Genomic DNA, 13,987 nt, shown 5'->3' on the forward strand with positions numbered 1-13,987 from the left:
CAGGCACACGGGATGATCCGCTGCCGCGTCCCTGATCCGGCAGGCCTTTGTCGTGGCAGGAGCGTTCGATGAGCCCGAGTCGGTTCCCCGTCCTTCGGTTTCTACCGGTAGAGCGCCGATGGCAGGGAAAGGCGCAGCACGCCCGGCGGACGGCTTTCGGCAATTTCCGCAACCTCTTCTGCGTCGCGCACGGGCTGCCGGCGCGGGAGAACGCCGGGAGTTTTCTGTCGCTTTCTGTCGCTTTTCTGTCAGGTCCGGAAAACCCGCTCACACCTTGGAATCGCTGTCATGGAGCGATTCTGTCGTTTCTGTCACCGCTGTCTTGGCCACGGGTTTCGGCAATTTCCGCAACCCGTCTTGCTTCGCCTCCGCACGCAGTGGGAGGCTCACCTGGCCGAGTTGTAGACCGCGAACTCGGCGCGGGTGTCGGCGATCGAGAACCAGCGATGCTGGTCGGCGCGGAACTGGCGCCAGTTCTCCAGGATCTTCTTGAACGGCGGGCTGGCGGCGGCTTCCTCGTCCAGCACCGCTTCCAGGGCACCGCGCAGCGCCTTCACCACGTCGTTGGGCAGCACCGTGAGCTGGGTGCCGGCGGCGACCAGGCGGGCGATCGCCGTGGCGTTCTTGGCGTCGTAGGCCGCCATCATCTCGGTCATGGCGTAGTGGCAGGCCATCCGCAGCGCCGTCTGGTAACGCGGCGGCAGGGCATTCCACGCCTGCTTCTGCACGAAGAGCTGCAGCAGCGCTTCCAGCTCCATGACACCGGGCGTGTAGTAGTACTTGGCCACCTTGTGGAAGCCGAGCTTCTCGTCGTCGTACGGACCCACCCATTCGCAGGCGTCGATGGTGCCGCGCTCCAGCGACGAGTAGATCTCGCCGCCGGGGATCTGCTGCGGCACCGCGCCCAGCTTGGCGATCACCTTGCCGCCGAAGCCCGCGGTGCGCATCTTCAGGCCCTGGAAGTCGGCCGGCGTCTTCAATTCCTTGCGGAACCAGCCGAACATCTGGCCGCCGGTGTTGCCGGCCGGCAAGGCGACGACGTTGAAGCTGTCGTAGATCTCGTCTGCCAGTTTGCGGCCATCGCCATACATCAGCCAGGCGTTGTGTTGGCGCGGCGTCATGCCGAAAGGCACCGAGCCATCGAACACCAGCGCCGGGTTCTTGCCGATGTAGTAGCCGCTGTAGCTGTGACCGCACTCCACCGTGCCGTTGGAGACCGCATCCAGCACCTGCAGCGGGGGCACGATTTCGCCGGCCGCGAACGGCTGCAGCACGAACTTGCCTTCGGTCAGCTCGCCCACCACCCGTGAAATGGTCTGGATGGCGCCATAGAGCGTATCGAGGCTCTTGGGAAAGCTGGAGACCATGCGCCATCTGACCGTGTCGCTCTGCTGGGCGATGGCCGGCGCGGCGAGCGCGACGGCCGCGGTGGCAGCCAGCGGGGCCAGCGTGCGGCGTGAGACGCGCCGGTTTGACGTGGGCATGTATGGCTCTCCCTCATTATGGTGACGATCGCTGGCGCCAACCCTCGACACCGCGGCATCGCGCGGGAGATTAGCACGTTCCCCGGCGTGCTTGTCCTTCTCCCGGAGGGATGCCTCATCGCGAGCGAAGCGAGCCCTGGGAGCGCGGGCCTCCGGCCCGCTCATGTCAGGCGAACGCAACGCTTTCGCCCTGATGCGGGCGGGGACGCCCGCGCTCCCAGGGACACCGATCACAGCACGCCTGTGCGCCCCAGCCACGGCGGAATCGCGGGTGGTCGCCCGTCGCGGCGTCGAGGCAAGATCAGGCACCCCATGGGAGGATCCAACTCTTGCACGGCAAACGTCCCACGATTTCCTCGCTGCATGGCGTCGTCGCCGCCGCCCATCCGCTTGCTGCACAGGCCGGCGCCCGCATCCTGAGCAATGGCGGCAACGCGTTCGATGCCGCCGCGGCCACCGCCGCGGCGCTCAACGTGGTCGAGCCCTACATGTCCGGCCTCGGTGGCCTGGGTTACGCCACCTGCTACGTGGCGGCGGAAAGCCGCGTGCGCACGCTCAACTTCGTCAACCCGATCCCGCGGCGCTTCCCGGTCGAACGCTTCACGCGCCGCGACGACCTGCAGCGCGGCGCGCTGTCGGTCGGCACGCCCGGCAACCTCGCCGGCTGGTGCGAGATGGTGCGGGCGCATGGCCGCAAGGCACTGCCCGAGATCTTCGCGCCGGCGATCGCGTTGGCGCGCGACGGCTACCCGCTGATCGAGTTCAACGTCGAGGAGACCGCGGGCACGGCGCCGGAGTTGCGGCGGCATACGGCGCTGTTCGACACCTGGGCGCGCACCTACACCGACGGCAGCGGGCGTGTGACGCCGGGTTTCATCCTGCGCCAGCCCGATCTCGCCCGCACGCTGGAGTTGCTGGCGGCCGAGGGGCCGGGCCTGCTGTACGGCGGCGCGTTGGGCCGCGCCGTCGTGGCGCACCTGGAAGCCGCCGGCGGCTGCCTGACGATGGAAGACCTGGAGGCCGTGCAGCCGACATGGCTGGAGCCGATCGCGGTCACCTATCGCGGCCTGCGGCTGCACACGCTGGCGCCGCCCTGCGAAGGCTTCCAGTTCCTGCTGACCCTGCGCCTGCTGGACGATGTCGATCTGAAGCGCCTGGAGCGTAACGGCGTGGAGCACCTGGATGTGGTGTTGCGTGCCATCCGTATCGCCGCCGGCGTGCGCATCGCCCACAATCACCCCACGCCGGAAAAGCTTGCGTGGCTCATGGGTGACGAGCATGTCGCGCAATTGCGGGCGCGGCTGCGCAACGGCCAGCCGATCGTCGGTCCGACGGAGCAGTGGACGCCCACCGCCGATCCGGCGGCCGAGCACCACACGACCTCGTTCTCGATCGCCGATCGGGACGGCAACGTGGTGTGCGTGACCCAGAGCCTGGGCAGCCCGTTCGGCTCCGGCGTCATCGTTCCCGGCACCGGCGTCTGCCTCAACAACTTCCTCTATTGGGCCGACGTCAGTCCGAAGAGCCCCAACCGCTCGGTGCCGGGCGGCGTGCTGCCGGTGTGCATGGCGCCATCCATCGGCTTGCGCGATGACGGCAAGCCGGCGCTGGCGTTGGGCACGCCGGGCAGCTACGGCATCCTGCAGACCCAGGTCCAGGCGCTGGTGCAGTACCTCGATTTCGGCCTGCCGCTGCAGGAGGCGATCGAAGCGCCGCGGACGCGATTGATGGACGGCCGCGCCGTGCATCCCGAGTCGCGCATCGACGAGAAGACCCTGTCGGCGCTGCGCCAGCGCGGCCACGATGTCTCGCCGCTGCCGGCCTGGCACATGCGGGTCGGCGGCATGCAGGCGATCGCCATCGATGCCGCGACCGGCGCGATGACCGGCGCCTGCGATCCCCGCCGCGACGGCTACGTGGCGACGGCGTGATAGACCAGCATGCCCTGGGAGCGCGGGCAGCCTGCCCTGAGCTTGCCGAAGGGTCCCGCCCGCTCATGACAGGCGACGGTAAAGTTTTCGCCTTGATGCGGGCCAGAGGCCCGCGCTCTCAGGCGCGCCGGCGCGGACCGCGCAGCGGAGGGTGACGGCCATGTTCCTGGACCGGACGATCGGCGCGGTGTTCTCGGAAGCGGTGAAGCGCTATGGCGACAACCCGCTGCTGATGGTGCCGCGCGATCCCGAGCGGGCCTACCTGCCTGAAGGAGCGACCGTCAGCTATGCCGAGGCCGGGCGTCGCGTCGCCAGCTATGCCTCGGCGCTGCGGGGTGCCGGCTACGGCCACGGCCACCGGATCGCCTTCCTGCTGGAGAACCGGCCGGAGATGCTGCTGCTGAAGGTGGCGTGCAACGTGCTCGGCATCTCCTGGGTGCCGATCAATCCCGACTACCGGGCGGCCGAAATCGCGCATCTCCTGACGGACTCGCAGGCCGACCTGGTGGTGACGGTCGATGCCCGTCTGGCGCAACTGCACGAGGGCATCGCCGCCAGCGGCCGCAGCATCGCTGTCGACCGGCTCGAGGTGCTGGCCGCGGGGTTCTCGCCGGCATCCCGTCCGGTGCCGCTGTCCGGCGCCGTGCACCCGCGCACCGAGGCGAGCCTGCTCTACACATCGGGGACCACCGGCCGGCCGAAAGGCTGCATGCTGAGCCACGGGTACGAGCTCACGGTCGGCAACTGGTATCGTAACCTCGGTGGGCGGCTCACGATCGAGGAAGAACAGGAGCGTGTGTACTGCCCGCTGCCGCTGTTCCACGTCAACGCCGCCATCTTCCTGTTCTTCGCCATGGTGCTGAGCGGCAACTGTCACGTCATCCCCGAGCGGTTCAGCCGGACCGACTGGTGGCACGAGATTCGCGAGACCGGCGCCACGGCCATTCATTACCTGGGCGTGATCGTGCCCGTCCTGATGAACGAGCCACCCGGCGAGCAGGACCGGGCACACCGGATCAAGTGGGGGCTCGGGGCCGGTGTCGAGCCCACGTTGCACGCCGCATTCGAGGCGCGCTTCGGCTTTCCCCTGATCGAGGTCTGGGGCATGACGGAGATGTGCTGCGTGCTGGCTGACTGCCATGAGCCGCGACAGGTGCACAGCCGCGCCATGGGCCGCCCACAGCCGGGATTGGAGGTGCGTGTGGTCGATGCCGACGATCATGACGTGGCGCCAGGCGAATCCGGCGAGTTGCTGGTGCGTCATTCGGCGGACGAGCCGCGGCGCGCCGCCTTCTGCGGCTACCTGAACCAGCCCGACGCGACGGAAGCGGCATGGCGCGGCGGCTGGTTCCACACCGGCGACGTCGTCAGCCGGGACGACTCGGGCATGCTGTACTTCGTCGACCGCAAGAAGAACATCATCCGACGGTCGGGCGAGAACATCGCCGCCGCGGAGGTCGAGGCCTGCCTGCAGGGGCACGAGAGCGTGGCTCAGGTGGCGGTCGTCGCTACCCCGGATGAGATGCGCGATGAGGAGGTGCTGGCCTGCGTCGTGGCGCGCGATGCGCCGGCCGACGCCGCTCTCGCGCGCCGGCTGTTCGACCACTGTTATCGGCAGATGGCCTATTACAAGGCACCGGGATGGGTGGTGTTCGTCGACGAACTGCCCGTGACGGGAACCCAGAAGGTCCAGAAGTACCGGCTGTTCGCCGATGGCCGGGATCCCCGGACACTGCCCGATGCGCACGACCTGCGGGCATTCAAGCGGCGCGACGGTAGCTAAACGTTACCGTCGTCATCCCGAGCGCAGCGAGGGATCTTCCGGAAGTGGCGCACCGTGCGTCTGCATCAAAAGATCCCTCGCTGCGCTCGGGATGACAGCCGTTAGAACAGGAGGCACTCATGGCAGGACTTCTCGCGGGACACATCGCCGCCGTGACCGGCGGTGGATCCGGCATCGGACAGGGCATATGCCAGGCCTATGCCCGGGAAGGCGCGCGCGTCGTCGTCCTTGACGTCAACCTCGAGGGCGCCAATGAGACCATCGGCCTGATCGCGGCGGCCGGCGGCAAGGCGTCGGCGGTGGCGCTCGACGTCACCGACCGCGCGGCCTGCAAGGCGGCGGCCGCCGACATCGCGAAGGGCGGCAATGTCTCGGTCCTCGTCAACAACGCCGGCATCAACCGCCGCAATCCGATCACCGGCGATCCGGCCGCGGTGGCCAAGGACTGGGACGATATCCTCGGCATCAATCTCGACGGCGTGTTCAACGTCACGCACGCCTTCCTCGAGCAGCTGCGCGCTACCCGGGGCCGGATCGTCAATATCGGCTCGATCCAGTCGTTCGTGCATGCGAGCTGGCCGAACTCGGCCGCCTATACGACCTCCAAGCATGGCGTGCTCGGTTTCACGCGGGCACTGGCGGCGGAGCTCGGCAAGGACGGTGTCCGCGTCAACGCCATCGGGCCTGGACTGATCGAGACCCGGATCAATGCCGCGGCGCGCGCCAACAACCCCGACATGGTCGCCGCCGTCATGCGCCACACGCCGCTCAATCGCACCGGCAAGCCCGAGGACGTCGCGGGACCCGCGGTCTTTCTCGCGTCCGACATGTCGTCCTACGTCACCGGCTGTATCATCATGGCCGATGGCGGCTTCCGGACGCTCTGAACCCTGCGACCGCGAAGGCTGGAGTGAAAAGATAGGGCGTCCGGTTCTCGGGAAACCGCCGAAGGAGCTATCGATGTCTGGCGCGACGGATCATGTACCTGATGAAGCACGCGCCGTTAGCGAGGTCCTGGTCGGCGCCTGGTCTCTCCTGGAGTGCGCGGAAGTCATGCAGGACGGCGCCAAGCGCTTGCCGTTTGGTGACCGTGCCCTGGGACAGGTGATCTATACCGCCGACGGACGCATGTCGGCGCAACTCGTGCGCGCCGGTCGTGCCGCCTTCGCCTCGGACGACTATCGCGCCGCGCCGATCGAAATTCTCGCCGAGGCCTTTCAGCAGTATTTCGGATACTTCGGGCGCTACACGGTTGACGCCGTCGCCAGTACGGTGACGCATTTCATCGACGGCGCCTCGATTCCGAATCTCGAGAACAAGGCCCAGGTGCGGACGTTTCGCCTCGAAGAGGACCGCCTCGTTCTCGAGGCGGCAATGCCCTGGGGCTTCATCCGCAATACCTGGATACGGGCAGGCACCCGCGCCTAGCCGAGCGCGCTGGGGCCAGACCGCGCCCCGCGCACCAGCCGTCCCGGCAAGGCGCCGGTGAAGGCACCGTCGCGGTACGTGACGTTGCCGCCGACGATGGTAGCGCGGTAGCCTTCGGCCTTCTGCTCGAGCCGGCGCCCGCCGCCCGGCAGGTTATGCACGGGATGCGGTGCTGCGACCCGCAGGCGGTCGACGTCGATCACGTTGATGTCGGCCTTGTAGCCGACCGCCAGCCGGCCGCGATCGCCGAGGCCCACCGTGCGCGCCGGCACGTCGGTGAGCTGCTGCACCGTCCACGCCAGCGGCCAGCGCTCGCCCCGGCGATCGCGCGTCCAGTAGGTGAGCGCGTGCGTGGTGTAGCTGGCGTCGCAGATCAGCCCGTAGTGCGCGCCGCCGTCACCCAGCGCCATCACGGTGTGCTCGTGCCGCAGCATGCGCGCCATGTTGGCGTCCGAGCAGTCGCTGTAGTTGGCGCCGGGATGGAACAGGATCGTGCGGCCGTCGTTCGCCACCAGCAGATCGTAGGCGAGTTCCAGCGGCGAGACGCCCAGCGCCGCCGCGCGTGCGTCCAGCCGGCGATCGGCGGCGGGCGTGTAGTCCGGCGGGTCGCCCAGCACGAACATGCTGCCGACGTTGCGCATGAACGCCAGCATCTGCGGGTTGCTGTAGACCGGCTCCTCGGCCAGCAGGCGCGCCCGCAAGGCAGGATCGCGCAGCCGCGCGAGCTTCTGTGGCAGCGGCAGATCGGCGATGGCGCGATAGCTCGGGCAGGTCGAGAAGGGATGGAACGACAGCTCGAGCCCGTACAGGATGGCGACCGGGCGTGCCGCGACCTGCCCGCGGATCGGCAGTCCGTCGCGGTTGGCGCGCTCCACCTCGCGCAGCAGGGTCTCCCAACGGCCGGGATAGAGCGAGATGTCGAGCAGCGTGAACGACAACGGGCGCCGCGACAGCGTCACCAGGCGGCGCAGCATGGCGAATTCGGTGGCGCCGTCTGCCGTGGTGTCCTGGAAGTCGTCGAGCAGCTGGATCACACCCTTGCCGATGCGGCCCATGCCGCGTGCGATCGCCGCCAGTTCCTCCTCGGCCGCGGTGATGGTGGGCGTCAGCGCGCCGTCGGGTGTGCGGTGGAACAGTGAGCGCGAGGTGGTGAAGCCCAGTGCACCGGCCTCGAGCCCTTCTTCCACCATCGACGCCATGGCCGCCATGTCGGTGGCCGTGGCGGGCTCGCGATCGACGCCGCGGCGGCCCATCACGAACACGCGCAGCGGCGCATGCGGCACCTGGGTGGCGAAGTCGATGTCGCAGCGCCGCGCCGCCAGCGCGTCGAGATATTCGGGGAAGCTCTGCCAGTTCCACGGCACGCCCTGGCGCATCACCAGTTCGGGGATGTCCTCGACACCCTCCATGACCTTGATCAGGGTATCGCGGTCCTGCGGCCGGCAGGGCGCGAAGCCGACGCCGCAGTTGCCCATCACCACGGTGGTCACGCCGTGTCCCGAGGACGGGGTGAACCGGTCGTCCCAGGTCACCTGGCCGTCGTAGTGGGTGTGGATGTCGACGAAGCCTGGCGTTACCGCCATGCCGCGCGCGTCGATCTCCTCGCGACCGGCGCCGGCGAAGCGGCCGATCGCGTCAATCCGGCCGTCGCGCACGCCGATGTCGGCCGCGCGCGGCGCACCGCCCGTGCCGTCGAACACCGTGCCGTCACGCACCACCAGGTCGAACTGGGCAGCCATGGCACCCTCCGGGGCAGACGATCGCGCGAGCCCGCGCGTCACAACAACGCTGCAGCGGCTGCTTTGTGCCCCTGCGCTGCTGATGCAATAGTGATGGTCCCACAAGTCGACCGCGGCGCGAACCGGCGGGCGCATGCGTTGGCCGGGACGCACCATTGCCTTCGGGAGAGGACGAAACCGAGCCATGCCATCCTTCAAGACGATCCGGGCGCGCGCCGCCAAGCGCAAGGGCGGCGATCGGGCGCTCGCCGCGCTGTTGCCGCCGGTGCCCGATGCCAAGGCGTTGACGCGGCTGAAGGATGACCGAGCGCTGGCCGAGATGACCAAGCGCATCTTCTCGGCCGGCTTCGTGTGGAGCGTGATCGAGAACAAGTGGCCGGGTTTCGAGGAAGCCTTCCTCGGCTTTGTGCCGCGGCCGCTGCTGTTTCAGTCCGAGGATTTCTGGCACGCGCTGACGCGCGATACACGCATCGTGCGCAACGGCGCCAAGATCATGGCGGTGCGCGACAACGCCAAGTTCATCACCGAGATCGCGGCCGAGCACGGCAGCTTCGGCAAGTTCCTGGCGGCCTGGCCGGCGACCGACCAGATCGGTCTGCTCGACCTGCTGGCCAAGCGCGGCGCGCGGCTCGGCGGCAATACGGGCCAGTATTTCCTGCGCTTCGTCGGCAAGGACAGCTACATCCTGTCACGCGACGTGGTGTTCTGCCTGCGCGATGCCGGCCTCGACATCGCCGAGACGCCGACATCCAAGAAGGATCGGCGCAAGATCCAGGATCAGTTCAATGCCTGGGCTGCCGAGAGCGGTCTGCCGCTGGTCCACGTCTCGCGCATCTGCGCCATGTCGATCGGCCAGAACTACGACGCCGAGACCCTGCGCCGACGGGTTGGCGGGGAGGAGTAGGTAATCTTCCTCCCCAGCTTTGCTGGGGAGGTGCCCCGAAGGGGCGGAGGGGAGCCGACGTGGTCTTGGTAACTGAGACCACGTCGGATCCCCCTCCGGCCTTCGGCCAACCTCCCCCACTGCGTGGGGGAGGGGATCCTCTCATCACTCCGCCACCGCCATCGCCCGTTGCGGCGCCTGTGTCTCGCGCGCGACCATCTCCTCCAGCACGCGGCGGAACTGGGTCGGGCCGGCGTCGAAGCTGGTCGGCAGCATGCGCCGCGTCGGGTCGCGGTCGATCACGATCTGCTGCGCCTCGATGATGTCCTTGTCCTCGGCGAAGGCCGCCGCGACGACGCCGTACATGCGCTCGAGCTGCTGCGGGTCGATATCGCCGCTGCGCGCGCCGGTGGCGAAGAAATAGCGTGACGTGCGGGCCGTCGTCGGCGTGACCGCCTGCTCGTCGCAGCGCAGGAAGACCGGCGGTTCGGTCGGCGGCTTGAGCTGCAGGCGGTCGGCGGTCCCTGGCGCATACCACGCGGTGCGCATCAGGAAGATGCCGGGCACCAGGAAGTCGTAGGCGTTCCACATGTCGTAGGTTTCATTGCGCACATAGCCGCGCACCTGGTTGCGCAGCCAGCGCTCGACGCGCACGCCGCGATCGAGCCGGGTGATGCGCGGCCGTTCGTTGGCCCATTCCGGCGATCCCAGGCCCAGTGTCTTTTCATGCGCGTAGGAGAGGTGCGACAAGTCGAGCAGGTTGTCGTCGATGAGTTGGTAGTCGGCTTCGTAGTCCATCTGGCCGGCCTTCAGCCGGTGGCCAGGATCACTGAGCGCGATCGAGGGCGGGACCAGAGTCGGGTCGGCCTGTGCCGCATCGCCCATCCACACCCAGACCCAGCTGCCGCTCTCGGCGGTGGGATAGCGCCGCACGGCGGCGCTCTGCGGGATCAGCGCCTGGCCGGGGATCTCGATGCAGCGCCCGTCGGGTGCGAACTTCAGGCCGTGGTACATGCAGCGCAGGTCGTCCTGCTCGACGCGGCCCTTCGACAGCGGCGCGAAGCGATGACAGCAGCGGTCCTCGAACGCCACCGCCGTGCCGTCCTGCGTGCGGTAGAGCGCCAGCGGCTCGTTGATGATACTGCGCGCGATGACCTTGCCGGCTGCCAGCTCGTGCGACCAGCCGGCGACGTACCAGGCATTGCGGACCCACATGGCTTCCTCCCGGGCGTTCTGCAGCAACGCCGTTTGGCCCACGCTAAAACAACGCCCGGCGGGCCGGAACCGCGAAAACCGTCATTCCAGCCATAAAGGCCGGTTATGCGTGCTATTGCAGCCGGCTGGCCGCCCGCGCCAGAACCTGGCGGAACCAGGGATGGCCGCGCTTGGCGTTGGCAGCCAGGCTCCAATAGGCATCGATGGCGAGCCGCTTGCGTGGGTAGGACAGTTCGACGATGCGCAGCGCGCGGACCTTCACCAGCTCCTGTGCCACCTTGCGCGGCACCAGCGCGATGCAGTCCGCCTTTTCGACGATCGCGCCCAGCACCAGGAAACTGGGGCCGGTGCACACCGGCGCCGTCTCCAGGACGGCGGTGGGCTGCAGCAGCAGACGGATCTCCAGCGAGACGCGCGGGTTGCGCTGGAAGGCGGCATAGCGCACCTTCTGGAACTGCTCGGGCGTGATGCGCGCGCCGATAGCCGTGTTGTCGGCGGCGGCGATGCAGACCATCTCGTCGCGCCACAACGGCATCGATCCGACGCGCTTGCCCAATGTTTCGCCGAAGGCGCGGGGGCCGATCAGGAAATCGATGCGTCCCAGGTCCTCGCCGGTGCGCACGCCCATCTCAGTGAACTCCAGCACCACGCCGGGCGCCTCCGCGGCGCAGATCTCGGCCAGGACGGGTGCCACCATCAGGCTTACATAGTCGGCCGTGGTGATGACGATGTGGACCTGCTCGCGCGCCGGGTCGAACGGTCGCGCCGGCGTCAGCAGCATGTCGAGCTCGGCCAGCGCCCGATGCAGCGGCGCGCTCAGCGCCTCGGCGCGACTGGTCAGTCCGGCGGCGCGGCCAGCCGAGATCAGCAGCGGATCATCGAAGGCGGCGCGCAGATGGCGCAGCGCCCGGCTGATCGCCGGCTGGGTCATGTTGAACGACCGCGCCGTGCGCGTGACGCTGCGCGTGCGCAACAGTTCGTGCAGGATCGGCAGCAGGTCGAGGTTCACCCGGTGCAGGCGCGCTACGAGATCGCGCTCGGCATCGACCCCCGGCGCGCGCTCGCCGTCCGTTCGGCCGGCGCTTCCCCGTCGCCGCGTCATCGCCGCTCCACTCATTCCGTCGCTCTTGGTCAACGACCGTCAGAGTCATACTATGACGCTTTCGCACCGATATGTTGTAGTGGCTCGTGTGCCGGCCGGTCGGCTCGTGGTGAGCATATGGAAGAAGACGATGCTGCTCGTGAGATCGCCGCCCAGTTGGTCGGCACGTCGCTCATACGAACGCAGTGGCGAACGCACGATTGGGTATTCCACTTCACTCCCCGCGTGCAGCTGACCGTCGAGTGCCCTTGGCGCATCCTGTGTGACGGCGGGGTTGCCCTGGGAGGGGGTGATCACAATCAACCCTTCGGTCTTCCCGAGCCTGTCGATGGCGAACGGGACAGTCATCGCCTGCTGTCACAAGAGACGATTGAGACCGTCAGCATCCGCCCGGGCACGGCTGATCTTGCCATCGGGTTCAGTGGCGGAAAGACGCTCGAGGTCTTGAACATGTCGAGCGGCTACGAAGGCTGGAAATTCGGGAGTCAGGACCTTTTGGTGATTGCGCTGGGCGGCGGCAAGCTCGCCATCTTCGGCGAGCCGCCGCAGGCCTGATCGGGACGGGGCATCGCGCCAATGCCCTGGCGCGATGTTGCCCATGACAATGCCAGCCGGCCGCCCCGCAGCACGGGGTCGGACGTGGCGGCAAAGCAGCAACGGGCGAGCGACGGCGCGCCAGGCTGCCGATCGTCCGTTGCAGGTGCGGATGGCTAGATCTGTCCGGCCTTGCAGCGCGTCATGAAGCTGGTCAGCATCTCGCCGCTCAGGTCGCGTACGCGGGCGCGCTCCTCGCAGGTGGGCGGACCGCTGCTGGCCATGGGCGGCAGCGCCACCTGGCCGGCGCCGCAGCGCCGCATGAAGGCGGTGCGGTCCTCGCCCGACAGCGCGTGCCGGCGTGCTTCCGCCTCGCAGCGTTGCATCAGGTTTCCTTCCGCCATCGGCGTACTGGTGTTGGCGCACCGCGTCAGGAAGTCGGTCAGGGCCGAGCCTGCCAGCTTCTGCTGGCGCCCTTGCTCGGCGCAGGTCTGGACGGCACCGGGCGATACCTGCTGGGCCTGCACGACGGTGCCAAGGAATGCGGCCGTCACAACGACGGCAATGCCGAACATTCGCATGATGTGCTTCTCCCTCTTCCACACAGAGCAGGCAAATGAGGCAATGGTGCATGATGCATGTGAGAACGGCTTCGGTCAATCGACGCGGCGTCAGACGCCATAGCCGCCCGTTATGCCGGCGTCATGGAGACGGAGTCGCATTCGTACGACAGTCAACGGCGGGTGATGCCGATCACGCGACCTGTCGTGACCGACAGTCTTCGGTTCCGCGCGTAGACTTCGTGGTCAAGGCAGCCCATACTCATGACATGGGTAAGTCGGCTTCTCGCATGCCTAAACGCAGTGTTCGCCCGGGTGTGCACGACAGGTCAGCCGCAAGACGCGCCAAGAGCGCCGTATCTCAAGCCAGTACGGACGATCGTCCCAAGGAGGACGTGGACGTCGCAATCAGCCTGCGCACCGTCAATCTGAACCTGCTGCCGGTGTTCCAGGTTCTGGTGCACGAATCGAACCTCTCGCGCGCGGCCGACATTCTGGGCATGTCGCAGTCCGCCGTCAGCCATGCGCTGGCCAAGCTGCGCCTGCAGTTCAGGGATCCGCTGTTCGTCCGCTCCGGCAAAGGCGTCGAGCCGACCGCCAAGGCGCTCGAACTCAGCACGTCGATCGCACAGGCGCTCGATCTCGTGCGGCGCGGCGTCCGCTCATCCACGGCGGCCAAGAGCCCGTCCCTGGGGCCGCGGTTCCATTGCGGCGTGACCGACACGCTGGACGAAGGGCCGGTGTTCGTGTCCACCATCGTGGAGGCGTTGCGGGCCGTCTCGTCCGAAGCATCGCCGGCGTTCTCCTATGTCGGCGACAGCGACTGGAAGAAGATGCTGCGCTTGCGGCAGCTCGATATCGTGTTCGATCACGAGGCGGCCAGCCATGGCGAACTCGAGTCGATGCTGGTCGAGGCACGCCACTTCAGCTGCTTCGTGCGGCCGGAGAATCCCCTGACCAAGGGCGAGTTCACGCTGGAGCGTTATCTCGCCGCCACGCATGTCATCATGGATGCGCCGGACGCGAGTCCCCGCTCGATGCTGCGGGTCGCCCTGCAGGCCGCGGGGTTGCGCCGGGTCATCGGCGCGCGGGTGCACACCCACTTCCACGCCGCGCTTGTCGCCAGCCAGAGCGATCATGTCGGCACCGGGAAGTCGCGCGAGGTGCTGTTCTACGCCAAGCAGTTGGGGCTACGCATTCTCAAGTGCCCGGTCGAAACGCCGCCGGCGCCTCTATACATGACGTGGCTGCGCGTGCGCACGAACGACGAGGGCCATCGCCGGCTGCGCCAGAACTTCGTACGCCTGTGGCGCGCGCCTCTGGCCTGA

Annotated in this window: 12 protein-coding genes; 7 read left to right on the forward strand and 5 right to left on the reverse strand. The window is 68.0% G+C overall.

Translation table 11 applies throughout. From position 1 onward, the window contains the following. Positions 1 to 386 precede the first annotated feature (386 nt). Positions 387 to 1,484, reverse strand: a complete 1,098-nt coding sequence (locus FQU96_RS36565; RefSeq protein ID WP_146546362.1) for a TRAP transporter substrate-binding protein — start codon at positions 1,482 to 1,484, stop codon at positions 387 to 389. Positions 1,485 to 1,813: 329 nt separating this feature from the next. On the opposite strand from FQU96_RS36565, the gene FQU96_RS36570 reads away from it, so the two are divergent. The 4 genes from FQU96_RS36570 to FQU96_RS36585 all read left to right on the forward strand — a co-directional run bounded on the left by FQU96_RS36570 (position 1,814) and on the right by FQU96_RS36585 (position 6,626). Further along, positions 1,814 to 3,415, forward strand: coding sequence for a gamma-glutamyltransferase family protein (locus FQU96_RS36570; RefSeq protein ID WP_146546363.1), 1,602 nt, complete (start codon positions 1,814 to 1,816; stop codon positions 3,413 to 3,415). Positions 3,416 to 3,575: 160 nt separating this feature from the next. Continuing rightward, entirely contained in the window at positions 3,576 to 5,198 is a 1,623-nt protein-coding gene (locus FQU96_RS36575) for an AMP-binding protein (RefSeq protein WP_146546364.1), read from the forward strand. 119 nt (positions 5,199 to 5,317) lie between these two features. Beyond that, complete coding sequence (locus tag FQU96_RS36580; RefSeq protein ID WP_146546365.1) at positions 5,318 to 6,085, forward strand: SDR family NAD(P)-dependent oxidoreductase; 768 nt, start codon at positions 5,318 to 5,320, stop codon at positions 6,083 to 6,085. 73 nt (positions 6,086 to 6,158) lie between these two features. Beyond that, a complete protein-coding gene (locus FQU96_RS36585) occupies positions 6,159 to 6,626 on the forward strand; it encodes a lipocalin-like domain-containing protein (RefSeq protein WP_178130995.1) in 468 nt (155 codons plus the stop codon). On the opposite strand, the gene FQU96_RS36590 is transcribed toward FQU96_RS36585, so the two are convergent. Beyond that, positions 6,623 to 8,365: an amidohydrolase family protein gene (locus tag FQU96_RS36590; protein ID WP_146546367.1), complete on the reverse strand. Its 1,743-nt coding sequence runs from the start codon at positions 8,363 to 8,365 to the stop codon at positions 6,623 to 6,625. The two genes, FQU96_RS36585 and FQU96_RS36590, sit on opposite strands and share 4 nt — an antisense overlap. A 184-nt stretch (positions 8,366 to 8,549) precedes the next feature. Here FQU96_RS36590 and FQU96_RS36595 point away from each other — a divergent pair, with 184 nt between their 5' ends. Further along, a complete protein-coding gene (locus FQU96_RS36595; RefSeq protein ID WP_146546368.1) occupies positions 8,550 to 9,269 on the forward strand; it encodes a DNA-3-methyladenine glycosylase I in 720 nt (239 codons plus the stop codon). Positions 9,270 to 9,413: 144 nt separating this feature from the next. Here FQU96_RS36595 and FQU96_RS36600 read toward each other — a convergent pair whose 3' ends face one another. Beyond that, positions 9,414 to 10,463 carry an aromatic ring-hydroxylating dioxygenase subunit alpha gene (locus FQU96_RS36600; RefSeq protein WP_146546369.1) on the reverse strand — a complete coding sequence of 350 codons (1,050 nt, stop codon included), beginning with the start codon at positions 10,461 to 10,463 and terminating at the stop codon, positions 9,414 to 9,416. Between the two features lie 112 nt (positions 10,464 to 10,575). Beyond that, positions 10,576 to 11,565: a LysR family transcriptional regulator gene (locus tag FQU96_RS36605; RefSeq protein WP_178130997.1), complete on the reverse strand. Its 990-nt coding sequence runs from the start codon at positions 11,563 to 11,565 to the stop codon at positions 10,576 to 10,578. Positions 11,566 to 11,682: 117 nt separating this feature from the next. Between FQU96_RS36605 and FQU96_RS36610 the strand changes: the two genes are divergently transcribed. Continuing rightward, positions 11,683 to 12,120 (forward strand): hypothetical protein, encoded by a 438-nt coding sequence (locus FQU96_RS36610; RefSeq protein ID WP_146546371.1) that lies wholly within the window; start codon positions 11,683 to 11,685, stop codon positions 12,118 to 12,120. A gap of 155 nt (positions 12,121 to 12,275) precedes the next feature. Here FQU96_RS36610 and FQU96_RS36615 read toward each other — a convergent pair whose 3' ends face one another. Further along, positions 12,276 to 12,680 (reverse strand): PsiF family protein, encoded by a 405-nt coding sequence (locus FQU96_RS36615; RefSeq protein WP_146546372.1) that lies wholly within the window; start codon positions 12,678 to 12,680, stop codon positions 12,276 to 12,278. A 374-nt stretch (positions 12,681 to 13,054) separates the two neighbouring features. Between FQU96_RS36615 and FQU96_RS36620 the strand changes: the two genes are divergently transcribed. Continuing rightward, positions 13,055 to 13,987, forward strand: a complete 933-nt coding sequence (locus FQU96_RS36620) for a LysR family transcriptional regulator (RefSeq protein ID WP_178130999.1) — start codon at positions 13,055 to 13,057, stop codon at positions 13,985 to 13,987.

The sequence above is a fragment of the Reyranella sp. CPCC 100927 genome (assembly GCF_007859315.1).
GTDB lineage: Bacteria > Pseudomonadota > Alphaproteobacteria > Reyranellales > Reyranellaceae > Vineibacter.